Source organism: Burkholderia sp. YHN3-13 (genome assembly GCF_055810675.1).
The window spans coordinates 203,375-227,518 of sequence record NZ_JBVVNQ010000010.1 but is presented as its reverse complement, the minus strand read 5'-3'; the positions used below and the strand labels follow the sequence as shown (position 1 = coordinate 227,518).

26 protein-coding genes are annotated in these 24,144 nt (G+C 70.3%); 12 read left to right on the top strand and 14 right to left on the bottom strand.

The features are described from left to right. Positions 1–70 precede the first annotated feature (70 nt). From AC0KUR_RS22885 to madL, 9 genes are all read right to left on the bottom strand, one after another. Positions 71–1,000, bottom strand: coding sequence for an acyltransferase domain-containing protein (locus tag AC0KUR_RS22885; RefSeq protein WP_473376454.1), 930 nt, complete (start codon positions 998–1,000; stop codon positions 71–73). Then, the gene (mdcB, locus tag AC0KUR_RS22880; RefSeq protein WP_473376453.1) at positions 997–1,863 is read right to left on the bottom strand and encodes a triphosphoribosyl-dephospho-CoA synthase MdcB; all 867 of its coding nucleotides are present in this window, start codon (positions 1,861–1,863) and stop codon (positions 997–999) included. The genes AC0KUR_RS22885 and mdcB overlap by 4 nt, the downstream gene beginning before the upstream one ends. Beyond that, the gene (gene mdcG, locus AC0KUR_RS22875) at positions 1,860–2,528 is read right to left on the bottom strand and encodes a malonate decarboxylase holo-[acyl-carrier-protein] synthase (RefSeq protein WP_124669864.1); all 669 of its coding nucleotides are present in this window, start codon (positions 2,526–2,528) and stop codon (positions 1,860–1,862) included. Before mdcG ends, mdcB begins: the two co-directional genes overlap by 4 nt. After that, positions 2,515–3,222, bottom strand: a complete 708-nt coding sequence (gene mdcE, locus AC0KUR_RS22870; RefSeq protein WP_059560544.1) for a biotin-independent malonate decarboxylase subunit gamma — start codon at positions 3,220–3,222, stop codon at positions 2,515–2,517. Before mdcE ends, mdcG begins: the two co-directional genes overlap by 14 nt. After that, complete coding sequence (locus tag AC0KUR_RS22865) at positions 3,209–4,141, bottom strand: biotin-independent malonate decarboxylase subunit beta (protein ID WP_473376452.1); 933 nt, start codon at positions 4,139–4,141, stop codon at positions 3,209–3,211. Before AC0KUR_RS22865 ends, mdcE begins: the two co-directional genes overlap by 14 nt. Next, positions 4,138–4,455, bottom strand: a complete 318-nt coding sequence (gene mdcC, locus AC0KUR_RS22860; RefSeq protein ID WP_175029336.1) for a malonate decarboxylase acyl carrier protein — start codon at positions 4,453–4,455, stop codon at positions 4,138–4,140. Before mdcC ends, AC0KUR_RS22865 begins: the two co-directional genes overlap by 4 nt. A gap of 10 nt (positions 4,456–4,465) precedes the next feature. Further along, positions 4,466–6,112, bottom strand: a complete 1,647-nt coding sequence (mdcA, locus tag AC0KUR_RS22855; RefSeq protein WP_034186632.1) for a malonate decarboxylase subunit alpha — start codon at positions 6,110–6,112, stop codon at positions 4,466–4,468. Positions 6,113–6,246: 134 nt separating this feature from the next. Next, complete coding sequence (gene madM / locus AC0KUR_RS22850; protein ID WP_473376451.1) at positions 6,247–7,014, bottom strand: malonate transporter subunit MadM; 768 nt, start codon at positions 7,012–7,014, stop codon at positions 6,247–6,249. 11 nt (positions 7,015–7,025) lie between these two features. Then, positions 7,026–7,421 carry a malonate transporter subunit MadL gene (madL, locus tag AC0KUR_RS22845; protein WP_089472508.1) on the bottom strand — a complete coding sequence of 132 codons (396 nt, stop codon included), beginning with the start codon at positions 7,419–7,421 and terminating at the stop codon, positions 7,026–7,028. 325 nt (positions 7,422–7,746) lie between these two features. On the opposite strand from madL, the gene AC0KUR_RS22840 reads away from it, so the two are divergent. Together AC0KUR_RS22840 and AC0KUR_RS22835 are read left to right on the top strand one after the other, a co-directional pair. Continuing rightward, positions 7,747–8,595 (top strand): LysR substrate-binding domain-containing protein, encoded by an 849-nt coding sequence (locus AC0KUR_RS22840; protein WP_034186630.1) that lies wholly within the window; start codon positions 7,747–7,749, stop codon positions 8,593–8,595. Positions 8,596–8,769: 174 nt separating this feature from the next. Then, the gene (locus AC0KUR_RS22835) at positions 8,770–9,048 is read left to right on the top strand and encodes a DUF4148 domain-containing protein (protein ID WP_049031214.1); all 279 of its coding nucleotides are present in this window, start codon (positions 8,770–8,772) and stop codon (positions 9,046–9,048) included. Between the two features lie 9 nt (positions 9,049–9,057). Here the strand turns inward: AC0KUR_RS22835 and AC0KUR_RS22830 are convergent, their stop codons facing one another. Then, a complete protein-coding gene (locus tag AC0KUR_RS22830) occupies positions 9,058–9,975 on the bottom strand; it encodes a 3-hydroxyacyl-CoA dehydrogenase NAD-binding domain-containing protein (RefSeq protein ID WP_034186628.1) in 918 nt (305 codons plus the stop codon). Between the two features lie 245 nt (positions 9,976–10,220). On the opposite strand from AC0KUR_RS22830, the gene AC0KUR_RS22825 reads away from it, so the two are divergent. Both AC0KUR_RS22825 and AC0KUR_RS22820 read left to right on the top strand, forming a co-directional pair. Next, positions 10,221–10,661, top strand: a complete 441-nt coding sequence (locus tag AC0KUR_RS22825) for an Hsp20/alpha crystallin family protein (protein WP_069245605.1) — start codon at positions 10,221–10,223, stop codon at positions 10,659–10,661. Between the two features lie 16 nt (positions 10,662–10,677). Beyond that, on the top strand, positions 10,678–11,088 hold the full coding sequence (locus tag AC0KUR_RS22820) for an Hsp20/alpha crystallin family protein (protein WP_049033114.1): 411 nt from the start codon (positions 10,678–10,680) through the stop codon (positions 11,086–11,088). Positions 11,089–11,211: 123 nt separating this feature from the next. Here AC0KUR_RS22820 and AC0KUR_RS22815 read toward each other — a convergent pair whose 3' ends face one another. Then, positions 11,212–11,514, bottom strand: a complete 303-nt coding sequence (locus AC0KUR_RS22815) for a TFIIB-type zinc ribbon-containing protein (protein ID WP_034186625.1) — start codon at positions 11,512–11,514, stop codon at positions 11,212–11,214. A gap of 90 nt (positions 11,515–11,604) precedes the next feature. Beyond that, positions 11,605–12,360 (bottom strand): TerC family protein, encoded by a 756-nt coding sequence (locus AC0KUR_RS22810; protein ID WP_034186624.1) that lies wholly within the window; start codon positions 12,358–12,360, stop codon positions 11,605–11,607. Between the two features lie 108 nt (positions 12,361–12,468). On the opposite strand from AC0KUR_RS22810, the gene AC0KUR_RS22805 reads away from it, so the two are divergent. Next, entirely contained in the window at positions 12,469–13,362 is an 894-nt protein-coding gene (locus AC0KUR_RS22805; protein ID WP_034186623.1) for a LysR family transcriptional regulator, read from the top strand. Positions 13,363–13,477: 115 nt separating this feature from the next. After that, positions 13,478–14,596, top strand: coding sequence for a DUF2242 domain-containing protein (locus tag AC0KUR_RS22800; protein ID WP_473376450.1), 1,119 nt, complete (start codon positions 13,478–13,480; stop codon positions 14,594–14,596). 129 nt (positions 14,597–14,725) lie between these two features. Here the strand turns inward: AC0KUR_RS22800 and AC0KUR_RS22795 are convergent, their stop codons facing one another. Continuing rightward, the gene (locus tag AC0KUR_RS22795) at positions 14,726–15,646 is read right to left on the bottom strand and encodes a pyridoxal-phosphate dependent enzyme (protein WP_059560556.1); all 921 of its coding nucleotides are present in this window, start codon (positions 15,644–15,646) and stop codon (positions 14,726–14,728) included. Positions 15,647–15,807: 161 nt separating this feature from the next. On the opposite strand from AC0KUR_RS22795, the gene AC0KUR_RS22790 reads away from it, so the two are divergent. The 6 genes from AC0KUR_RS22790 to AC0KUR_RS22765 all read left to right on the top strand — a co-directional run bounded on the left by AC0KUR_RS22790 (position 15,808) and on the right by AC0KUR_RS22765 (position 23,821). Next, complete coding sequence (locus AC0KUR_RS22790; RefSeq protein ID WP_473376449.1) at positions 15,808–16,719, top strand: LysR substrate-binding domain-containing protein; 912 nt, start codon at positions 15,808–15,810, stop codon at positions 16,717–16,719. Positions 16,720–17,471: 752 nt separating this feature from the next. Continuing rightward, the gene (locus tag AC0KUR_RS22785) at positions 17,472–18,671 is read left to right on the top strand and encodes an MFS transporter (protein WP_059560562.1); all 1,200 of its coding nucleotides are present in this window, start codon (positions 17,472–17,474) and stop codon (positions 18,669–18,671) included. 566 nt (positions 18,672–19,237) lie between these two features. After that, positions 19,238–19,735: a Csu type fimbrial protein gene (locus tag AC0KUR_RS22780; RefSeq protein WP_049034614.1), complete on the top strand. Its 498-nt coding sequence runs from the start codon at positions 19,238–19,240 to the stop codon at positions 19,733–19,735. A gap of 15 nt (positions 19,736–19,750) precedes the next feature. Next, the gene (locus AC0KUR_RS22775; RefSeq protein ID WP_473376448.1) at positions 19,751–20,470 is read left to right on the top strand and encodes a fimbrial biogenesis chaperone; all 720 of its coding nucleotides are present in this window, start codon (positions 19,751–19,753) and stop codon (positions 20,468–20,470) included. 7 nt (positions 20,471–20,477) lie between these two features. Then, positions 20,478–22,862 (top strand): fimbria/pilus outer membrane usher protein, encoded by a 2,385-nt coding sequence (locus tag AC0KUR_RS22770; protein WP_473376447.1) that lies wholly within the window; start codon positions 20,478–20,480, stop codon positions 22,860–22,862. Further along, positions 22,859–23,821: a Csu type fimbrial protein gene (locus AC0KUR_RS22765; RefSeq protein ID WP_034186616.1), complete on the top strand. Its 963-nt coding sequence runs from the start codon at positions 22,859–22,861 to the stop codon at positions 23,819–23,821. Before AC0KUR_RS22770 ends, AC0KUR_RS22765 begins: the two co-directional genes overlap by 4 nt. 19 nt (positions 23,822–23,840) lie before the next feature. Here the strand turns inward: AC0KUR_RS22765 and AC0KUR_RS22760 are convergent, their stop codons facing one another. Then, complete coding sequence (locus tag AC0KUR_RS22760) at positions 23,841–24,128, bottom strand: hypothetical protein (protein WP_124609091.1); 288 nt, start codon at positions 24,126–24,128, stop codon at positions 23,841–23,843. Positions 24,129–24,144 lie beyond the last annotated feature (16 nt).

The window sequence follows — 24,144 nt, the reverse complement described above, 5'->3', positions numbered from 1 at the left end:
CGCCGGCGCAACACCCCGCCTGGAACGCGGGCGCGACGACTGTGTTTCAGCCCGTTTTTCGGGCCGAGGATCAGGCCGCGACGCGCGCGAGCCAGCTCGTCACGCCGTCGACGGAACGGAAATCCGCGAGGCTGCGCGCCGGCAACGCCGGGTACGCGCCGCCGGCCATCTCGGCCAGCGCGCGCCCGGGGCCCAGTTCGAGAAACGCCGTCGCACCGGCCTCGACGCAGGCGGCGAGACAGGCCGCCCACTCGACCGGCTCCGCGATCTGCCGCGCGAGCTTGTCGAGGCCCGCGTCGACGTCGAGCACCGACGCCCCATCGATCCCGGAAAACAGCCGCGTGCCGGGCAGCGGCCGCCGGACGTGCGTCGCGGCAAGCGCCGTGCGAAACACCGGCACGGCCGCCGCGAGCCGGCGCGTGTGCGACGCGATCCGCACGCAGACCGGTGCGACGCGCAATGCGCCGGCGCGCGCCGCATCGTCGGCCACCGCATCGACGTCGGCCTGGCGCCCCGCGACGACGAACGCGTCGCCGGGATTCGCGATCGCGATGGCCGCATCGCGGCCGTCGCACAACGACGCGAGCCGCGCGCGCGTCAGGCCGCGCACGAACACCATCCGCTCGTCGCCGCCGCTCGCCGCATCCATCGCGCGCGCGCGCGCGTCGGCCAGGTTGAGCGCGTCATGCGGCTCGATCATCCCCGCGACGCTCCACGAACCGACCTCGCCGACGCTGTAGCCGGCGACGCAGCGCCGGCGCGGCCACGCCGTATCGAGCAGCGCGGCGGCCGCGAGCGCCTGGGTCGTGCAGAGGATCTGCGCGGCGCGGTTCTCGCGCAGCGCGTCCGGCCCGGCCTGCCGGACCCACGCGCGCGGATCGTCGCCAAGGAGCCGGCCGGCATGGGCGAACACGGCGTCGGCCTGCGGCGCGGCGCCCGTCAGGTCGAACATGTCGGTGCGCTGCGCGCCCTGCCCCGAACAGAGGATGGCAAGCGTCATCGCGGGTGCCCGTCGGCTTCGAGCGCATCGACGAATACGCTCATCGCGAGCAGGTCGGCCGCGCCGCCCGGGCTCAATCGGCGTGCGACGAACGCACGGTGTGCGGCGGCCGCGCGCAGCCGCCAGTCACGCGCCCGCACGCCGCCGCGGGCGACGAACGCACGGGCGGTCGCCCGCGCGAAATCGAGGCCGTGCTGCCCGCCCCGGTGCAGCAGATTCGTGTCGTCGAGCGCCGCGATCAGCGCAAAGCACGCGTCGACGCGCGCGGCTTCCGGATCGCCGGGCAGGTCGCGCCGCGCGCGGCGCAGCGCGGGCAACCCGACCGCGTACACGGTCGGGAAGCCGTCAGCCGCTTCGCGACGCGCGCCGCCGACACCGTAGCGGCGGCTCGCCCGCTCGCCATGGCTGTCGGGCAAACGCGGGCCGCCGAGGATGTCGGCACCCCAGCGGCCGGAGACGAACGCGCCGAGCGTCGTCCCGTTAGGCACCGCGCCCGGCACCGCGCGCCGGCCCGCGGCCGCGCACAGCAGCCCGAGCCCGAAGATCGCGCCGCGATGCGTATTGACGCCGCCGGTCGCGGCGAGCATCGCGTGTTCGGCACGCAGGCCGATCTTGCGCAGCACGGCCATGTCCGCGTCGCGTGCGCCCGCGTCGGCGAGTGCCGCGAAGTACGGCCGCAGCACCGCGGCGCTGCGCGCGAACGTCGCGGCATCCATGTCGGTGTGACTGCCGGTGTCGACATGGCTGACGAGACCCGGCTTCGGATAAGTCTCGATCTCGAGCACGAGGCTGCGCTCGGCCAGCGCGGCGATGCGCTCGGCATCCGACGGCGCCGCTACGCGGCAGGCAGCCCATGCGCTCATCGCGCGCCTCCGGTGAATGCGTCGGCCGCCATCAATTCGACGGCGACCGCGGTCTTGACCGCGACTTCGGGGCGCCGCGCATGCAGTTCGCGCCAGTTGACGCCCGCGCCGTCGGCGCGCAGCAGTTCGCCGTCGATGCGCATCGGCGCGTGCGCGTCGATCGCCGCGAGACCGTCGAGCAACGGCCGGAGCGACGCGGCATCCGGCAGCGGAAACACGATGTCGAGGTCGGACGACGGGCCCAGGTACGGCTCGCCCGTGAGTGCCTGCCACGCGAGGCTGCCGAACACGCGCCCCTGCACGCCGCTGCGCGCGCCGAGCGCGTCGAGCGCGCGCAGCGGTACGTGCCATGCGTCGGGCGCGGCGCCGAGCACATCGGCCAGCGCGGGCAGCGGGCCGACCGTCGCGAGCGCGTCGGCGGCGACGTTCAGCGCGATACGCCGCTTGCCCGCCGCCGGCGGCAGCGGCATGCCGAGCGGCACGCGGCCGGCGCCGGCTTCATCCGGCGACGCGCGGCGCACGATCAGCGGCCAGCCGCGTCCGGCCCATGCGCGCACGAGCGGATCGCCCGCGAGCGCGCGGTCGCGCGCGAACGCCGCGTCCCACCCGGCCGCCGTCAGCGTGACGAGCGTGTGGCGGCGCAGCGGCAGCTCAGCGCGCGGCACGCGCGAGTGCCTCGACGCGCTGCGCGACGTCGGTCGCGACCGGCCGGCCGCGCGACGCACGCCGGTCGATTCGGTCGGCCGGTTTGCCGAGCCATTCGCCGACCTGTGCGTCGAGCGCGCGGGCCGGGTCGAGCACGGCGTCAACGGCGCCCATCTTCACGAGATTGTCGAGCCCCGGCGCGAACACCGGCGTCGTACGCGACATCTCCTTCAGCACGTCGATCGGCAGCTTGGTCACGCGCGACATCGACGGCAGGTCCATCACCTCCGGCTCGGCGCCCGGCACCGCGAGCAGCGTGCGCGTCGCGAGCGCGGTCGCGATGAACGCGCCGGCGGCGGTGTGGCCGTACAGCACGCCGATCGTCCGGTGCCCGGCGAGATCGGCATGCATCAGGCACTTCGCGAGATGCGACAGCCCTTCGTTCAGGCCGAGCAGCTCGTCGCGCTTGCTCATCCGCTGGCTGTCGCTGTCGACGAGCACGACGATCGGCGTGTCGCCGCCGCGCGCGACCGTGTCGAGCACCTGCGACGCGAGCGTCAGCGCTTCGTCGATGCCGAACGGCAAGCGGTCGGTGACGCCGATCACGTCGACCCGCGCGCCGGCCAGTTCCGCATGGCCGGTCAGCAGGCCGCCGTGACGCACGATCGAATGGCCCTTCGGAAACAGCGAATTCAGTACTTCATCGAGCGTCATGCTGCGGCTCCTGTAACTGGTCGGCGAGCGTGGCGAATGCGTCGTCGGGCATGCCGGGAATCGCCTCGGGCTGATCGGCCCCGAGCATGCGCCACACGTCGAGCGCATCCCTGCATGCGCCGAACCGGGCGACACGCGCTTCCAGGCGCGCCTGTTCCGCGCGCAGCATCGCCGCATCGAACCTCGGCGCGCGGCCGATCAGCTCGAGCGCCGCCGCGCGGAACGCGTCCGGCGTGTCGGCCACGTAACGGTCAGCACCGCCGATCAGCCGCCGGTGCTTGCCGCCCATCGTGCGCCAGATCAGCGCGCGATCCTTCGAATCGAATTCCTCGACGCCGCGATTGGTCTCGATCACTTCGGGGCCCGACACGCTGATGCGCCCCTGCTCCGACACCGCGAGCGCCGAACAGCACGCGGCGAGCAACCCGCCGCCGCCGTAGCAGCCCGCACGCCCGCCGATCAGCCCGATCACCGGCACGCCGGCCGCGCGCGCGTCGACGAGCGCACGCATGATCTCGGCGATCGCGAGCTCGCCCGCGTTCGCTTCCTGCAGCCGCACGCCGCCCGTATCGAACAGGATCAGCACCGGCTTGTCGATTTCGCGCGCGGCGCGCAGCAGCCCGGTGAGCTTCGCGCCGTGCACCTCGCCGAACGCGCCGCCCATGAAGCGGCCTTCCTGCGCGGCGACGAACACCGGCCGGCCATCGAGCCGCCCGTGGCCGACCACCATCCCGTCGTCGAACTGCTGCGGCAGGTCGAACAGCGGCAGGTGCGGGCTCGTCACGCGCTCGGCCGGCCCGAGGAATTCGTCGAAGCTGCCCGTGTCGAGCAGTCCGTCGATGCGCTGCCGCGCCGACGCCTCGTACCAGCTCGCGCCGTTCGCGACGAACGCCGGTGCGTCGTGGATCAAGTCGCTCATCGTGCGCCCCCCTCGATCGCGCGCACGGCCTGCGCGAGCCGCAGCGACACCATGTCGGGCCGCGCGCCGCCGTCGTTGATCGACAGCTTCAGGCCGCCCGGCGCGCGCCGTTCGACGAAATCCGACACGACGGCCTGCCATACCGCACCGAAACCGACCGCCGCGGTGCGGATGTCGATCTCGCATTCGTTGCCCGGCAGCACGCGCTCGACGAGCACCTCGAGATTGCCGGACGCGACCACGCCGACGAGCGCCGCGGCCTGCTCGCCCTTCGCGCGTTCGCGCGCGGTGAAGCGATAGTTCAACTGTTCCATGCCCTCTTCCTCACCAGTTGCGGAACCGCGCCGGCGGCGCATAGAGCCCGCCCGACCAGTGCACGAGATCCTTGATCGAACGCGCGGCGAGCCAGCGACGGTCGGCGTCGAGCGGATCGATGCCGAGATCCTCCGGGCGGCGGATCACGCCGCGTTCGCGCAGCCGCTCGACCATCTTCCGGTCGCGGCCGCGGCCGATCTCCGTATAACCGGCGACGCCGCGGATCGCGTGCTCGCGTTCGTCCTTGTCGCGACACATCAGCAGGTTCGCGATCCCTTCCTCGGTGACGATGTGCGTGACGTCGTCGCCGTAGACCATGATCGGCGCGAGGTCGAGCTGCAGCTTGTCGGCGAGCTTCAGCGCGTCGAGCTTCTCGACGAACATCGGCACGTTCTTGTCGCCGAACGTCTCGCCGATCTGCACGACGAGCTTGCGGCCGCGCCTGAGCGCCGCCGGCGTGTCGGGGTCGGCTTCCGCGCCGGCCTTCAGCCACGGCGCGCTCGGATGGCGCCGGCCGCGCGCGTCGCTGCCCATGTTCGGCGCGCCGCCGAAGCCGGCGATGCGCTCGGCCGTGACCGTCGACGAATGGCCGGACAGGTCGATCTGCAGCGTCGAGCCGATGAACATGTCGCACGCGTAGAGGCCGGCCGTCTGGCAGAAAGCACGGTTCGAGCGCAGCGACCCGTCGGGGCCCGTGAACCACACGTCGGACCGTTCGCGGATGTAGTCGTCCATCCCGACTTCGGAGCCGAAGCAGTGCACCTGCTCGACCCAGCCCGACTCGATCGCGGGAATCAGCGTCGGATGCGGATTGAGCGCCCAGTGCGTGCAGACCTTGCCCTTCAGCCCGAGCTTCTCGCCGTAGGTCGGCAGCAGCAGCTCGATCGCCGCCGTGTTGAAGCCGATCCCGTGGTTCAGGCGCTTGATGCCGTACGGCTCGTAGATGCCCTTGATCGCGAGCATCGCGGTGAGGATCTGCGTTTCGGTGATCGCGGCCGGATCGCGGGTGAACAGCGGCTCGACGTAGAACGGCCGGCCGGCCTCGACGACGAAATGCACGCGGTCGCCCGGGATGTCGACGCGCGGCACCTTGTCGACGATGCGGTCGACCTGCGCGATCACGATGCCGTCCTTGAATGCCGTGGCCTCGACGACGGTCGGCGTGTCCTCGGTGTTCGGGCCCGTGTACAGGTTGCCGTCACGGTCGGCGCTGACCGCCGCGATCAGCGCGACCTGCGGCGTCAGATCGATGAAGTAGCGCGCGAACAGCTCGAGATAGGTATGCACCGCGCCGAGCGCGATCTTGCCGCCGAACAGCAGCTTCGCGATGCGCTGCGACTGCGGGCCCGAGTACGCGAAATCGAGGCGCTTCGCGATGCCGCGCTCGAACACGTCGAGATGCTCGGGCAGCACGACGCCCGACTGCACCATGTGCAGGTCGTGGATCTTCGCGCTGTCGACGTCGGCGAGCGCCGTCGCGAGCAGGTCGGCCTGCTTCTGGTTGTCGCCTTCGAGGCACACGCGGTCGCCGGGCCGCAGCACCGCTTCGAGCAACGCGACGGTGTCGCGCGCATCGACCCGCTTGCCCTGCGCGTAAGCCGCGCCGGCCGCGAGCCGTGCATCGCGCGCCTGCCGCGCGTGATTCCATCCCGTCATGAACAGTTCTCCCGCTTCGATGGTTCAGCGGCATTCTAAGCCGGGCGCCGCCGCCGATTGATGATGTTGACGAATGCGACTCAGAGGACGCCGCGATGGATGCGGCCCGCGCGCGCGGGCCGCGCCGCGGGGCGCTATGCGCCGACCAGCGCGCGGGTCGTGAAGTAGAGCACCGTGGGCCCGAGCAGGCAGCCGACGCCCGTATGGAACGTCGCGACCAGCGCGCCGTACGGGACCAGCCGGCGGTCGGTCGCGGCGAGCCCCGCGCTCACGCCGCTGACGGTGCCCGCGAGGCCGCCGAAGATCATCGCGGAGCGCGGCGTCTTCAGGCCCATGAAGCCGGCCGCGACCGGCGTGCCGACCATCACGATGATCGCCTTCACGAGCCCGGTGGCGATGCTCAGCGCGATCACGTCGGAACTCGCGCCGATCGCCGCGCCGGTGACGGGCCCGACGATGTAGGTGACGGCGCCCGCGCCGATCGTCGTCATGCTGACCGCGTCGGTGTAGCCGAACGCGCGCGCGATGCATGCGCCGACGATGAACGGCAGCACGGTGCCGAGCAGCAGCGACACGACGCCGACGAGCCCGGCCTTGCGCGCCTCGGTCGGCTGCACTTCGAACGCGGTCGCGACGATCGCGAAATCGCGCAGCATCGCGCCGCCCATCAGGCCGACACCCGCGAACAGCGGCACGTCGGCGATTCCCTTTTCGCCGCCGGTGAACGCGCCGCCGACGTAAGCGAGCGCGAGACCGATCACGATCGCGATCGCGGAGCCGTGCACGCGACCGAACGTCAGCTTGCGCGACGCAATCGACGACAGCCACATGATCAGGCCGACCAGCGCGAACGACGCGACGAGCCCGTTGTGGGCGACGGTTTTTTCGAGCATCTGCAGCATGGCGGCCTCCGTTACCGTTCTTCGAATTGCGGCACGCCCGCGAAGGCCGTGTCGTCGCGCCCGGTGCGCACCAGTACCGCGATGCAGCATGCGCAGATCGCAACCGCGCCGACGGCGGCCAGCAGCGCGACGGGACCGCCCTTCAGCGCGGCGACGACGTTCTGGTTCGCGGCCATCGCGACGACGACCGGAATGTACATCGCGCCCCAGAAACCGACGCCGGCCTCGGTCTCCTTCGGCAGCCAGCCGCGCCGGTGCAGCCACAGGCGCAGGCAGATCAGCAGCAGCATCGCGATGCCGACGCCGCCGACATTGGTCTTCACGCCGATCGCGCTGCCGAGCAGGTCGCCGAGAAACAGTCCGGCCAGATGGCAAAACGCCAGCAGCGCGGTTCCGTAGATGATCATGAGTCGTCTCCAGTCTCTTCGTGACGGGCGCCGGACGCACGCGGGAGCCGGCCCCGCACGGCGATCCCGTGCACGGACTTGTCTCCTGCGGCGGTGCGCCGCGGCCCGGCGGCCCGTCTGGCGGGCCTGTTCTCGGGCGGTCGATGGGATGATGCGGTTTCGGGCCGGACGCCGGATGCCGTAGACTGATCGAGGCAGCCGCCGGCACGACGCGGGCTACGCGCCGGTGCCCCCGTTGCGGGCCGCACTGGCGCGTGATCCGATACTAGCGCCGCCGATTCCCGCCATTTATGAAGTTGTCGAAACCGATTCAGTGGATTTAGCAATGCGTCCGTTACCGCCCGAGCTGCTGCGCAGCTTCGTCGCCGTCGCCCAGTCCGGCAGCTTCACCGCCGCGTCCGAGCGCGTGAGCCTGTCGCAGTCGACCGTCAGCCAGCACATCCGCCGCCTCGAGGAACTGCTCGACCGGCCGCTGTTCGAACGCGACACGCGCAACGTGCACCTGTCGCAGCACGGCGACGCGCTGTTCCGCTACGCGGTGCGCATCCTCGAGCTGATGGACGAAGCCGTCACGTCGGTGTGCGGGCCGCCGCTGTCGGGCAAGGTGCGGCTCGCGATGTCGGAGGATTTCGCGTCCGCCCACCTGACGGCCGCGCTCGCGAGCTTCGTGCAGCGCAATCCGGACGTCGAGCTCGCGATCTCGACCGGGCTGTCGGGCGACCTGTTCGACGCGCTCGACGAGGGCCGGCACGACCTGGTGTTCGCGAAGCGTATCGCGGGCAGCCGGCGCGGCCGCGTGATCCGCAGCGAACCGCTGTACTGGTGCACCGGCCCCGAATCGCGGCTCACCGGCCACGAGGTCGTGCTGCCGCTCGCGATGCATCCGGAGCCGAGCGTGTCGCGCCGCCGCGTGCTCGAATCGCTCGAGGCCATCGGGCGGCCGTACCGGATCGCGGTGGTCAGCAGCAGCGTCGCGGTATTGCGCGCGGCCGCGAGCGCGGGGCTCGGCGTCAGCGCGTTCGCCGGCTACGTGATCCCGGCCGGACTCGCCCGGCTCGACGCGGGGCTGCCCGAACTCGGCGAACTCGAATACGTGATCGACCGGCCGGCAGCCGCGTCGCGCTCGACGCTCGCGCTGGAAGCCACGCTGATCGCGGCGGCGGCCGGGTTGTAACCGCACCGGGCGCACCGGGCGCGCCGCGCGCATGCACGGCCGCGCCCGCACCTGACAGCTTTGCCCGGAACGCGTCATCGTCCGCGCAGCACCCGCTCGCGACAATGGGACCCATCGGCAGGCACGGCGATCGCCGCGCGCATCCGGTACCCCGTCCCTTGATCGGAGCCCACCATGAACGTCTTGCGATTCGCCGTCGCGACCGCCGCAGCCGCGCTGCTGTCCCCTGCCTTTGCGCAAACCGACGCGTCGGCGCCCGCCCAGGGCCTGACACGCGCGGAAGTCATCGACCAGCTCAAGCAGGCCTATCTCGACGGCGAACTGCCGACGAACGACGGCAACTACCCGCCGGATGCCGCGACGCGGGCACGCAACCGCGAACTCGTGCAGGCCGCGAGCCCCGCCTGGCTCGCGCATGCGCCGCCCGCACCGCAGGCCGCGTCGCAGCAATAACCCGCGCGCTCAGGGCAGGAAGCTGCGGCGCCGCGCATCGATCAGCTCGACGAGCAAGCGGTCGCGCTCGGCCGCCAGCGCCTGCATCGAACGCTCGCCCTGGATCGCGCGCAGTTCTTCGTTCAGTTGGCGATCGACCTCCGGATCGAACGAGGGCGTGCCGAGGTCGTCCCACCAGCTCGCGATCGGCCCCGACAGGTGTTCGAGGAAGTGCGCGATCCCGCCCGCGCCGCCGCCGAGGTGATAGGTCAGGCACTGCCCCATCAGCCCCCAGCGCAAGCCGGGCCCCCACGCGACGGCCTTGTCCGCATCGGCGACACTCACGACGCCTTCGCCGACGAGGTGATACACCTCGCGGAACAGCGCGGCCGCGAGCCGGTTCGCGACGTGGCCGGTCATCTCCTTGTTGAGGACGATCGTCTGCTTGCCGAGCGCGTCGTAGAAATCCTTCACGCGCGCGATCACGTCCTGGCCGGTCGCATCGCCGCCGACCAGCTCGACGAGCGGAATCAGGTGCGGCGGATTGAACGGATGCGCGATCAGGCAACGCTCCGGATGCTTCGCGCACGCGGTCTGGATGTCGGACATCTTCAGGCCCGACGAGCTCGATGCGATCGGTACGTGCGCGGGCAGCACGTCGTCCATCTGGCGGTACAGCGCACGCTTCAGGTCGAGCCGCTCCGGGCCGTTCTCCTGCACGAAGTCGACGCCGTCGAGCGCGCGCACCAGATCGGCGTCGAACGATAACCGCGAGGAAAGTTCGGCGGCACGCTCGCCGAGAAACGCGGCCAGCGCGTCGCGCAGCCGCGCGTCGGCTTGCGGCGCCGGATCGGTCGCGACGACGTCGAAACCCTGCGTCAGATAGAAAGCCGCCCAGCTCGCGCCGATCACGCCGGCGCCGACGATCGCGATACGTCGAATGTCCATGGTTGTCCCGTGTGGTTGTTCTGCGGATAGCTCGCGGCGATTGTCGCATCGAATCCCGTGCGCATGCGTTGACGCGGATTGCGGATTCCCTCTTGAAATGCGCGATGGCGGCCACTAATTACCCGTCGTCGGGCAGTGCCTCATCCGTTGCACTGCCTCCGTTTCGATCCAGTGGAGCCCCCGTCGCGCCCGCCGCAGGCGTCGCGCCGTCACGTCTCCCGTGTTCCCTGTTCAGGAGGACCCACATGAGCGGTATCCATTTCGGCAACGACCTGTTCGACGAATTCGCCCGCGTGCAGCGGCAAGTGGCGAACCTGCTCGGCGAACGCCCGACCGGCATCCGCGCGGTGCGGCACGGCACGTTCCCGGCACTCAACGTCGGCGCCACCGACAATGCGATCGAGATCGTCGCGTTCGCACCCGGCATGGCCGCGGGCGACTTCGACGTATCGATCGACAAGGACCTGCTGACCGTCAGCGGCGAGCGCAAGCCGGCGCCGGGCATCGAAGGCGAAGACGTGCGGACCTACGCGCAGGAGCGTTTTCACGGCGCCTTCCGCCGCGTCGTCGAGCTGCCGCGCGACGCGGATCCCGACCAGGTCACCGCGCGCTACGAAAACGGCTGCCTGCTGATTCGCGTCGGCCGGCGCGAAGCCTCGAAGCCGCGTGCGATCACCGTTCAGTAATCTTCAGGATACCGACATGTATACGAACCCGACCCTGGCCGAACGCCAAACGAAACCCGTTCATCCTGCCGCCGCCGAGGCCGCGCGCCGGCCCGCGATCACGCCGAACGTCGACATCGTCGAGACCCCTCGCGGCGTCACGCTGCGGGCCGACCTGCCCGGCGTGCCGCGCGAGAACCTCGACGTGAAGGTGCACGACAACACGCTGACGATCGAAGCGGACACGCACATCGACACGCCGGCCGACCTGCGCGTGCGGCACGCGGAAGTGCGCGCGACCCGCTATGCGCGCTCGTTCGTGCTGAGTCCCGACCTCGACACGTCGCGGATCGACGCGAACCTGCGCGACGGCGTGCTGACGCTGACGATTCCGCGCCGCGAGGAAACGCGCCCGCGCCGTATCGACGTGACGGCCGGCCACGCGTAAGCGTCGGCGTGAGTCGCGACGTGTCGCGGCACGCATGAAAGAAGCCCCGCCCGGCGCGATGCCGGGCGGGGCTTCTTTGTTGATCGGCGGCCCGGCGTGCGTGCAGGCACGCCGGATCCGGATTCAATCGAAATCGAACAGGTCGAACACCGACTTCTTGCGACGCTGGCCATCGTGCCGGTAACGCTCGTCGCGCGAGCGGCCGTCGCGCCCCCAGCCATCGTCGCGACCGTGCTGCGCCGATGCGGCGTGCTGTGCCGGCGGATCGGCGCGGCGAGCCGGCGCGTCGCCGGTTTCGCGGGCGATCAGCTTGTCGAGCTCGCCGCGGTCGAGCCATACGCCGCGGCACGTCGGACAGTAGTCGATCTCGATCGACTGGCGCTCGGCCATCAGCAGGTCGGGCGTCTTGCAGACAGGGCATTTCATCGCGTTTCTCCTTTCCGTGCGAATCTCGTCCGGATTCCGTATGCAGCGTGCGCGCCGGCAGCCGCGGCAGCCGGCGTCACGCGCGGCGACTCAGTCGCCATCGACTTGCGCCGCGCGCTTCGCCTTCGCGCGCCGCGCCAGCATGTTCATGCCCTCGACGAACGCCGAGAACGCCATCGCCGCGTAGATGTACCCCTTCGGCACGTGCGAACCGAAACCTTCGGCGATCAGCGTCATGCCGATCACGACCAGGAACGACAGCGCCAGCATCACGATGGTCGGGTTGCGGTCGATGAAGCGTGCGAGCGGCTGCGCGGCGAACAGCATCACGGTCACGGCGACGATCACCGCGACGAACATGATCGGGATGTGCTCGGTCATGCCGATCGCCGTCACGATGCTGTCGATCGAGAACACGATGTCGAGCATCACGATCTGGCCGATGGCGGCCCACACCGTCAGCCCGGCCGCGCCGCCCGCCCCGCCCTCGCCGCCGCCGTCGTGCGACACGTGGTGATGGATCTCGGTGGTCGCCTTCCACACGAGGAACAGGCCGCCCGACAGCAGGATCATGTCGCGCCACGAGAACGCATGGTCGAACAGCGTGAACACGGGTTCGGTCAGGCTCGCGATCCACGCGACGCTGCCGAGCAGCGCCAGGCGCATCACCAGCGCGAGCGCGATGCCGAGGCGCTGCGTGCGGGCGCGCTGCGCCTCGGGCAGCTTGTTGCTGAGGATCGAGATGAAGATCAGGTTGTCGATGCCGAGCACGACTTCCATCACGACGAGCGTCAGGAGCGCGGCCCAGACGGCGGGGTCGGCGGCAAGCGTCAGCAGGTAGTCCATGAAATGGGCCGATTGGAAAGTGGAAAGCCCGATGATATGCCGCCCCGTACTTCGAAAAAATCAGAGAGAATCTGAATTTAAGTTCGGTTTTTTCGATATATCGATCCGATGCTCAATTTTCGACATCTGTACTATTTCTGGGTCGTCGTGAAGGAAGGCGGCTTCGCGCGCGCGGCCGGCCGGCTCGACATGGCCGTGCAGACGATCAGCGCGCAGGTGCGCGAGCTCGAGAAATCGCTCGGGCACCAATTGCTGCGCCCGGCCGGGCGCGGCGTCACGATGACCGACGCGGGCCAGGCCGCGTTTGCGCGCGCCGAGGTCATCTTCGAGATGGGGCGGCTGATTCCCGACGAAGTGCGCGCGGCGGCCAGCCAGCCGACCGTGCGGCTCGCGGTCGGGCTCGCGGACGGCATTTCGAAGCTCGCCGCGCACGCGATCCTCGCGCCGGTGCTCGACACGCCGACGTTGCGGCTGCTGTGCCACGAGGGCGAGCACGATGCGCTGCTCGCGGAGCTCGCGCTGCATCACCTCGATCTCGTGCTGGCCGGCCAGGGCGCGCCGTCGGGGTCGAACCTGCGCGTGACGAGCGAGCGGCTCGTCGCATCGCCGGTCGACTGGTACGGGCCCGCGGCGCTCGTCACGCCGGCCGCGCGGCAGCGCTTTCCGCAGTGCCTGGCCGACCTGCCGGTGCTGCTGCCGACCGCGCATTCGGCGCTGCGCGCGCGCCTCGACCGGTGGCTGGAAGGCGAGCGGATCGTGCCGCGCGTGACCGGGGAATTCGAGGACAGCGCGCTGATGGCCGTGTTCGCGGCGCGCGGCCTCGGCGTGTTTCCGCTCAGCGAACTCGGCGCGAACGATGCGTCGCTGCTGAGCGGGTTGCGGCGGCTCGGGCGCGCGGGCGACGTGACCGAGGAGATCCACGCGATCCGCTCGCGGCGCGGCGAACATCATCCGCTGACGTCGCAATTGCTGGCCGCGGTGCGCGTCGCACCGGCCGACTGAAGCGAGCGCGACATCAAACGAAACTATAATGGCGCCCCGGCCTTACGAGATTGCCGCACGCCTCATCCAGGCACCGCCGTTGCGCGGCCGCTCGCCAAGCCTTCTGAAAGACGCCATGCACAACCGATTTCGCCTGTTTTCCGTTTCGTGCGCACTCGCGGCCGCGACCGTGCTGGCCGCGTGCTCGTCGCCGCCCAAGCCGATCTACCAGCAGGAACAGTTCGACGCGACCAGCAGCCCGTATGCGCATACGTTCCACTCGAAATCCGACGCGGCCTGCGAGGCCGCGCGGCGCGCGCTGCTGAGCCAGGGTTATGTGGTGTCGTCGTCGCGCAACGATGCGGTCGACGGCAGCAAGAATTTCCAGCCGAGCAACGACATGCACGTCGTGATCGAATTTCACGTCGTGTGCGCGGATGCGAACGCCGACGGCACGTCGAGCATCGCGTACGTGAACGCCGTGCAGGACCGCTACACGCTGAAGAAGTCGAATACGTCGGCCAGCGTGGGCTTGAGCGTGTTCGGCTCGCTGTCGCTGCCGATCGGGTCGAGCGACGACGCGCTCGTCAAGACCGCGAGCGAGACGATTCCGGCCGGCGTGTTCTATGAGCGCTTCTTCAATCTCGTCGACCATTTCCTGAAGATCGACCCGGCGCGCCGCGATCGCGCGACCGTGAAGGCCGCCGAGAAGGAACCCGTCACGCCGCTGCCGGAACCCGCGCCGACGCCGCAGGGCGAACCGCTGAAGATGACGACGCCGGTCGTGCCGACGCCGCCCGCGGCGCCGGTGCCGCTGTCGGTGCCGGGTGTCGCACCCGAGTCGGGTGCGCATGCCGTGCCTGCCGCGGCGTCGGCCGTCGCCGTGCCGGCCGCGGTGCGTGCCGCCGCGCTGGGAGCGGCGTCGGGTTCGCAGCCGGTTGCCGCACCGGCTGCGGCTTCCGCCGGTTCCGTGCCTGCGCCGGCTTCCGCTGCCGCGTCGGCTGCCACGCCTGCATCGGCTGCCAGCCCGGCGGCCGCGCCTGCCGCCGCGGCGTCGACGCCCGCCGTTCCGGCACCGGCCGCTGGCAAGCCGGCGTCGACCGTGCCCGCGCCTGCACCTGCACCTGCACCTGCGTCCGCGGCATCCGTCCCCGCATCGGCATCCGCGCCGTCGAGCGCATCGCCGGCGCCCGCCACCGCCAACCCTGTCGCATCGTCCGCGCCGTCCGGCGCGAGCGCACCGGCCGCGAACTGACCGGGCCGCCGTATCGTCGCGCCCGGCTGCATACGGCTCGGCACGACGATACGCCCGCCTTCCGCGTTATTCACCGCAGCAGTTTCCGCCATCGGGCGGCGTGACCGCCCTGCCTGCGGCGCTCCCGCCTTACCGCAACGTCGCGCGCAGCGTCTGCAACTGCTCGACGGACGCCGTCACGCCGCCGCAGACGATCACCGCGATGTCCGACGCCGACGCAAGCACCGGCACCGGCCGCTCGAGCGCAGCCAGCGCGGCGCCGCATGCGGGTTCGACGACGATCCGGTGTTCGTCGACGAACCGCAGCGACGCGGCCACCGCGTCCGCATCGGACACGACGACGGGATGGATCGCGTGCCGCGTCGCCCATTCGACTGCCGCATCGCATGGCCGCTTCGCGCCGAGCGACGTCGCGATGCTCGCGATTGCCGCGAGTTCGACCGGACGCCCCTGCGCGACCGAGCGCGCATAGCAGTCGGCGCCTTCCGTTTCGGCCGCGACGACCGGCACGTCGTGCCAGCCGTTGCGCGCGAGCCCTTCGAGCACGCCGCACAGCAGGCCGCCCCCGCCGACCGCGAGCACCACCGCACCGGGCTTCGGCCCGGCGGCCGCCATCTCGTCGATCATCGTCGCGTGCCCCTGCCACAGCACGGGATCGTCGAACGGATGGACGAACGCATCGTGCTCGCCGAGCGCCGATTGCGCAAACGCGTTTGCCTCGGCCCAGCTCGCGCCATGCACGACCACCTCGGCGCCTTCGACACGAATCAGCTCACGCGCGCGCGCCGAGGCGCTTTCCGGCACGACGACGCGTACCGGCACGCCGAGCACGCGGCCGCAATACGCGACCGCGATGCCCGCGTTACCGCCCGACGACGACACGAATCGCCGCGCGCCGGCCGCGTGCCGCGCTTCGCAGACGGCGCCGATGCCGCGCAGCTTGAAGGAGCCCGATGGCTGCAGCGCATCGAGCTTCAGCCGGATCGTCCGGCCGAGCCGGCGGGACGCGATTTGCGAGCGGATATAAGGAGTCGGGATATGAAGCGGCATCGGACAAGGCTCAGTGGAGACGGAGGAAGCGCACGCGACTCGCGAGCCAGCGCGTGCGCCCATGACGGTCATCGTACGGCAGGCCTGCCATGCTTTCCAATACCATCGAATGGTATTTGCTATGCTCCACAGGTATATCGACGAACCCGGACGAACATCGCATGCGCCAGATCGAACTGCGTCACCTGCGCTATTTCGTGGCTGTCGCCCAGGCCGGCAGCGTGATGGCAGGCGCCCGCGCGGCCGGCATCGTACAGCCCGCGCTGTCGCGGCAGATCCGCGAGCTCGAGGACGCGATCGGCACGCCGTTGCTGATCCGACGCGCGACGGGCGTCACGCTCACCGCGGCCGGCGCGAGCTTCCTGAAGGATGCGACCGGCCTGCTCGCCCCGGTGCAGGCCAGCCGCGAACGCGCGTTGCGCAGCGCGGCCGGCCAGCTCGGCGAACTGCGGCTCGGCGCGCTGCCGAACTGCCTGCCGCTGCCGATCGTCGCGAAGGTGCTCAAGGCGTTTCGCGACGCGTGCCCGGACGTGCAGTTGTCGATCGCGCCGATGCTGTCGGCCGAACAGGCGAGCGCGCTGATGCGCGGCCAGCTCGACGCCGGGATCATGGCGTGGCGCCGCGACGAGGCGCCGCACCTGTCGGGCGTGCGGCTGCTGAGCGACCGCTTCGTGCTCGCGATGCCCGCGCCGCCGGGCGGCCGCTTCAATGCGCCGCGCGCGCTGGCCGACGTCGCGGACGAACCGTTCGTCTGGTTCGACGCGCAGCGCTCGGCCGCGCACCACCGGTTCCTGATGGCGCAGTGCCAGCAGGCCGGCTTCACGCCGCGCATCGCGCAGGTCGGCAGCGACATCCCGACGCTGATCGGCCTCGTCGCGGCCGGAATGGGGTGCGCGTTCGTGCCGGAAAGCGCGTCGCCGACCTGCCCGCACACGGTCAGGCTCGTCGCGCTCGACGAGCTCGCGAGCCGCTTCGACATCGAATTCGTGTTCGATGGCGCGGCGGCGGCGCCCTCGCCGATCGTCGCGCGGTTTCTCGCGGCCGTGCGCGATGCGGCCGACGAAGCGGGTTGACCCTGCACCGGGCGCCGGGCCAGCCCGGCATCCGGTCAGGCAAGGCGATCCGCACGCCAGCCGACGCGCGACGCCCCCTCTGCTGATTCGCCGTTTTGGCGGCCTCATCGCGCTAAACAAGATGGCCGTGCCAGCGAAAAATCTTTCAAAACCCCGACAATCCACGCCGCGGCGCCGGAATTTTTAAATTGGCACCAAAAACCGCCGTTTAACGCCGCTTCGAATTGTCATGGCCCGAAATATACTGCGCCCGCATCCAACCCTCGTGCCAAAGAGAGGATGCGTTTTCGCCCCGGCCACGGTCCCCCTGTGGTCGGGGCTTTTTTCGCTTGCGCCTTGCCTGTAAAGGGTTTCCCGCCGTGGCGCGAGGTCTGTTTCACGGGATGGAAGGCGCCCGGTCGACGGGCCCTGGCTGCCCCGCCGCCCGTCACCGCACGGTTGCCGGGCAACGTGCGGCATGCAATGCCGGACGGCCCGCCCGTCCGCCGCAAACCGTCACCGAATCGCGGCGCGCGGCAGAACAATCCGATTTCCGCCTTACCCATACCTTTCACCACCGACACCGTCGTTCGCCTGCCTCGCCGGCGCAACGCCCGCGGCCTGGCGGGCACACCGCGCGCGCTCCGTATTGTTGACATGGAATCAAGATAATTTCGTTCCAATCCGGCTTTTTCCGCAAAAATAATCCAGGCACACTTCGCCCTGTCCGCAACGGCCCCGTGCCGTCACCCACGAATACAGGAGCCCATCGCGTGAACACCACGACTTCCTCTCCTTCCCGCCCCGGCGGCAGCGCCGCGCTGCCGCTGCTGGCGCTCGCCGCCGGCGCGTTCGGCATCGGCACGACCGAGTTCTCGCCGATGGGCCTGCTGCCCGTGATCGCCGACGGCGTGCACGTGTCGATTCCGCAGGCCGGCATGCTGATCAGCGCGTATGCGATCGGCGTGATGGTCGGCGCGCCGCTGATGACGCTGCTGCTCGCCCGCTGGTCGCGCCGCTCGGCGCTGATCGCGCTGATGTCGATCTTCACGATCGGCAACCTGCTGTCGGCCGTCGCGCCGGATTACACGACGCTGCTGCTCGCCCGCCTCGTGACGAGCCTCAACCACGGCGCGTTCTTCGGGCTCGGCTCGGTGGTCGCGGCCAGCCTCGTGCCGCGCGACAAGCAGGCAAGCGCCGTCGCGACGATGTTCATGGGCCTCACGATCGCGAACGTGGGCGGTGTGCCGGCCGCGACCTGGCTCGGCCAGATCATCGGCTGGCGCATGTCGTTCGCGGCGACCGCGGGCCTCGGCCTGATCGCGATCGCCGGCCTGTTCGCCGCGCTGCCGAAGGGCGAGGCCGGCAAGATGCCCGATCTGCGGGCCGAACTCTCGGTGCTGACGCGCCCGGTCGTGCTCGGTGCGCTCGCCACGACGGTGCTCGGCGCCGGCGCGATGTTCACGCTCTACACGTATGTCGCACCGACGCTCGAACACCTGACCGGCGCGACGCCCGGCTTCGTGACCGCGATGCTCGTGCTGATCGGCGTCGGCTTCTCGATCGGCAACATCGCGGGCGGCCGCCTGGCCGACCGCTCGCTCGACGGCACGCTGATCGGCTTCCTGCTGCTGCTGATCGCGACGATGGCGGCGTTCCCGCTGCTCGCCAGCACGCATGCCGGCGCGGCCGTCACGCTGCTCGTGTGGGGCGTCGCCACGTTCGCGGTCGTGCCGCCGCTGCAGATGCGCGTGATGCGCGCGGCCCACGAAGCGCCGGGCCTCGCGTCGGCCGTCAACATCGGCGCGTTCAACCTCGGCAATGCGGTGGGCGCCGCGGCCGGCGGCGCGGCAATTTCGGCCGGGTTCGGCTACGCGGCGGTGCCGCTCGTCGGCGGCCTGATCGCCGCGGCCGGACTCGCACTCGTCCTGCTGCAGATCGCGCAGCGCCGCGCGCCGGCCGCCGCGAACTGACACGCGCGGCTCGCCCGGGCTGCCGCCCGGTTCGGCAAGGACACCTACGGCCGCGCAATGCGGCCGTTTTCATTTCCCGTCCGCCGTCCGGATTCCCGTTTTCTCTTCACCCGGGAAAAATCCGGAATATCCGTCTCCCGACATCATTTCGACCGGATCGATTCACGAACCGGTTAAATACCTGGCATCGCCCAACCGATTCATTGCCGCTCGTTCAATTTCACCGCGCGCATGAATTATCCAATTCGAATTCGCCGCTTCGATTCACCGAACCAATCGGAAAAATCGTGCCGCACCCCACCCCAACAGGCATTCTTTTCCGCGTCGCAGCAAAATATTTCGCGTGGAATCCGGCAATTAAATCCAAATCCGTAATATTTCCCCGATTTATTCAATAAATAACCCATTCATTCGTCACGAAATACAACAACCCCAAATTTAAGATTGAAAGACTCATCGATTCGTATCAGCATTTACCGTGCTGCGGCGTGCGAAGCGCGGCATAAATCCAATGAAAAATCGACCGATGAGGGATCAGAGTGAAAGTCGCCATCGCTTCCACGACGTTGTCGCTCGCGCTGTCAATCGGCCTTTCGACACCCACCGCCGACGCGGCCGTCTATACGAACGGCACCGCGACCGCCACCTTCAACGTCACGCTGACCCTGCAGCCGAACTGCACGATCGCCGCGAACCCGCTGGCCTTCGGGACCAACGGCGTGCTGGCGACCGCGATCAACCAGCAGACGACCGTCAGCGTCACCTGTACCAACACGACGCCATACAACGTCGGCCTCGACGCCGGTTCGGTCACCGGATCGAGCGTCGCGAGCCGCCTGATGGCCGGCACGTCGACCGGCAATACGACGACGACCGTCGGCTTCCAGTTGTACCAGGACGCCGGGCGCACGACGATCTGGGGCAACACGCAGGGCACCAACACCGTGGCCGGCACCGGCACGGGCGCCGCGCAGGCGCTGACCGTCTACGGCCAGGTGCCCGCGCAGGCGACGCCGAAGCCGGACACCTATCAGACGACCGTCACCGCAACCGTCTACTTCTGACCGGCGCCGTTTCGCATGCTCGCAATACGTCGAACGCTCGCCGCGCTGCTGTGCGCGGCCGGCGCCGCGCACGCCGCGTCGCTGCAGATTTCCCCCGTCACGATCGAATTCGGCACCGACGACACGGCCACCGGCATCACGCTGCGCAATCCCGGCGAGCGGCCCGTGTACGGACAGGTACGCGTATTCCGCTGGGACCAGGCCGACGGCCAGGACACGCTGACGCCCACCGAGGATCTCGTCGCGAGCCCGCCGCTGATCGAGGTCGGCACGCAGTCCGAGCAGCTGATCCGCGTCGTGCGCGCCTCGCGCGCGCCGTCCGGCGTCGAACAGTGCTACCGGCTGCTGATCGACGAGCTTCCGCCCCCGGGCGAGGCGCCGACCAACGGTGTCTCGATCCGGCTGCGCTATTCGATTCCGGTGTTCGTCGAACCGGCAGCCCCCGGCGCGCCGCAACTCGACTGGACGCTCGCGCGCGACAACGAAGGCTGGGTGCTGCGCGTGCGCAACGTCGGCACGCGCCGCGCGCAACTGGCGTCGGTCGAACTCGTCAACGGCGACGGTCGCGCGTACCCGCTCACGCGCGGGCTGCTCGGCTACGCGCTGGCGGGCCGCACCGGCCAGTGGAGCGCGCCGCTGCCGGCGGGTCTCGTGCCCGGCGGCAAGGTCACGGTGCGGGCGGCCGTCAATTCGCAGCCGGCCAGCGCGGTCGTCGCGGTGGAGCCGCCGGGCTAGACCGCCGGTGCGCCGCCCGGCCTCTTCCCCTCCGCCACGCGCCGGCGCACGCCCGGCCAACGGACGCGGAAAGTCGCGACGCACCCGGCGCATCGTGCTCGCGGCCGTCGTGGCGAGCCGCCTGCTCGTGCCCGGCGGCGCCCGCGCGGACGAACCCGCGGCGCTCGTGATGACCGACCGCACGCACGACGTGATCCTCGAAGTCAGCGTCAACGGCGAAAATACGGCGCTGCTCGCGCACTTCCGCGAACGCGACGGCCGACTGTCGGCGAGCGGCGCCGACCTGCGCACGATCGGCTTCGCGACCGACCGCCTCGGCATCGCCGACGCGGCGACGGTCGAACTCGACACGATTGCCGGCCTGCGTTACCGCTACGACGCAGCACGCCAGAGCGTCGATCTGGAGATGGCCGACGCACTGCGCCGCCCGTACGCGGTCGACAGCCGCGCGCTGCCGCCCACGCAAGCGCCCACCGCATCGCGCGGGCTCGCGATCAACTACGAGGCATACGCGCAGACGATCGGCGACCGGCAGTTCTCGCTCTACACCGACGTGCGCTACTTCGATCCGAACGGCGTGTTCAACCACACCGGCACCGCGTCCTTCTACAACGGCCAGCGGCGCTACACGCGCTTCGATACGTACTGGAGCCATTCGGACCCGGCGCGGCCGAGCACGACGCAGATCGGCGACGCGATTTCCGGGTCGCTCGCGTGGACGCGTTCGGTCCGTCTCGGCGGCGTCCAGTGGCGCAGCAATTTCGCGCTGCGGCCCGACCTCGTGACGTTTCCGATTCCGTCGCTCGCGGGCTCGGCCGCGGTGCCGTCGGCGGTCGACCTGTACATCAACAACGTACGGCAATACACCGGCAACGTACCGAGCGGCCCGTTCATCATCCACGACGTGCCGGGCATCACCGGCGCCGGCCAGGCGACCGTCATCACGCGCGATGCGCTCGGGCGCACGGTCGCGACGTCGGTGCCGCTCTATGTCGATACGCGCATGCTGTCGGCCGGGCTGTCGAGCTATTCGTTCGAGGCCGGCTTCCTGCGCCGCAACTACGCGCTGCAGTCGTTCGACTACGACACGCGGCCGGCCGTCAGCGGCTCGATGCGGCGCGGCCTCGGCGATGCGCTGACCGTCGAAGGGCATGCGGAAGCGACCGGCGGCGTGCTCAACGCCGGCGTCGGCGCGCTGATGCGGCTCGGTTATGCCGGTGTGCTGAACGGCGCGATCGCGGGCAGCGTCGGCCGCTTTTCCGGCACGCAGGTGAGCGTCGGCTACCAGCTGATCGAGCCGCGCTTCTCGATCAACGCGCAGACGATCCGCGCGTTCGGCCGCTACGGCGACCTCGCATCGCGCGACGGCTCGCCGGTGCCGTCGGCGACCGACCAGGCGACGCTCGCGCTGCCGTTCATGCACCGCCAGACGCTGTCGCTCAGCTATATCGGCTTCCGGCTGCCGCAAGGCCCGAGCGCGCGGATCGGCACCGTGTCGTACACGCTGAGCTTCGGCGATCTCGCGTCGATGAGCGTGAGCGCCTACCGCGATTTCGCGCAGCAGGGCGCGAACGGCGCATTCGTGTCGCTGAACATCGGGCTCGGCCGCAATACGTCGATCAACGCGACCGTCGGCCGCCAGCGCGGCCAGTCGAACTACACGGTCGACGCGAGCCGTCCGCCCGACTACGACGGCGGCTGGGGCTGGGGCGTGCAGACCGGCGGGACGGGCGCCGTGCCCTACCGGCAGGCGCAGGTGCGCTATCTCGGCCGCGCGGGCGAAGTCATCTCGGCCGCGCAGGGCATCGACCGCCAGACGGGCGCATCGCTCGACGTCAGCGGCGCGCTCGTGTTGATGGACAGCAGCCTGCAGATGTCGCGCCGCATCGACGACGGCTTCGCGCTGGTGTCGACCGACGGCGTCGCCGGCATCCCGGTGCTGCATGAGAACCGGGTGATCGGCACGACCGATCGTGCCGGGCATCTGCTCGTGCCCGACCTGAACGCGTACCAGAACAACCAGGTCGCGATCGATTCGATGAAGCTGCCGGCCGACGCGCGGATCGCCCGCACGTCGATGACGGTCGTGCCGCAGGCGCGATCGGGCGTGATCGCCCATTTCGGCGTGTCGCGCTATCGCGCGGCGTCGGTGATCCTGCACGATGCCGCCGGCAAGCCGCTGCCGGCCGGCGCGCGCGTGCATCATGCCGAAAGCGGCGCGGACACGATCGTCGGCTACGACGGGCTCACGTTCATCGACGGGCTGAAGGCGGACAACCATCTCGTGATCGATGACGGCACGCGGCGTTGCGTCGCGGCATTCGCGTTCACCGCGCCCGGCAACGGCACGCTGCCGACCGTCGGGCCGCTCGTCTGCAGGGCGGCGCCATGAGGGCCGTGCTGCTGCTCGTCGTCGCGTTCGTCGCGTGGTGCGGCGTGCCGGGCCGTGCACAAGCGGAAACGTGCACGGCCACCGCGTCGACGGTCAGCTTCGGTTCGGTCAGCCCGATCACGCGCGCGTCGGTCGCCGCGACCGGCACCGTCAGCGTCACCTGCACGTGGTCGGCCGTCACGCTGACGCCGAACGTGCTCGTGTGCCTGAATCTCGGCGGCACGAGCCCGCGCAGCCTCGTGAACGGCACCAACGCGATGCAGTACGACCTCTATCTCGATGCCGCGCACTCCGTCGCGTGGGGCTCCGTCTACTCCGGCACGACGCCCGCGTCGGTCACGCTCGTCAAACCCGCGCTCGGCACGAGCGCGAGCGCCACGGTCACGGTTTACGGGCAGATCACCGCGAACCAGCCGACCGTGCCGACCACCGGCAACAGCACGACGACCTACTCGCAGACGTTCGGCGGCAACACGACATCGATCAACGCGGGGTTCTATCTGCTCGGTGCGCCGACCTGCGCGTCGCTGACGGCATCGAACGGCACCTTTCCGTTCAGCGCAACCGCGAACGTGATCAACGACTGCAACATCAGCGCGACCAACGTGAACTTCGGCACGGCGAGCGTGCTGTCGGGCGCGCTCGCGGCGACCGGTTCGATCACCGCGCAATGCACGAACGGCGACGCGTGGAAAATCGCGCTGAACGGCGGCGGCAGCGGCAACGTGACGGCGCGCCAGATGCAGCGCAGCGGCGGCGGCGGCGCGATCAACTACGGGCTGTACACGGATGCCGCGCACTCGGTCACCTGGGGCGACGACACGGGCGGAAGCGCGACCGTCACGGGCGTCGGCACCGGCACGTCGCAGGCCGTCACCGTGTACGGCGCGGTGCCCGCGCAGACCACGCCCGCGCCCGGCAACTACAGCGACACGATCACCGCGACGATCAGCTTCTAGCGGGCGGGCGGCGCGGCGCTCAGAACATCACGGTCCACGCGGCCGGCGCGCCCGCGCCGACGCTGCGCGGCGGCGTCGGCCGCGCGCCGGCCACGCTCACGTGGCTCACCTGGAACGGCGTGCCGTGCGCGCAACTGACGCTCGGCATGTCCGCGTCCACGCCCGGTTGCACGGCCGGCGCGATCGTGCAGGTTTCGGGAATCGTCAGGCTGACCCTCAACGGGATCGATGGCTCCGCGGCACGCGCGAGCGCCGCCACGCCCGCCAGCGCGAGCACCGCACACTTGATTCGGCCGGTTGCGCTCATCGTTCGGCTCTCCTTC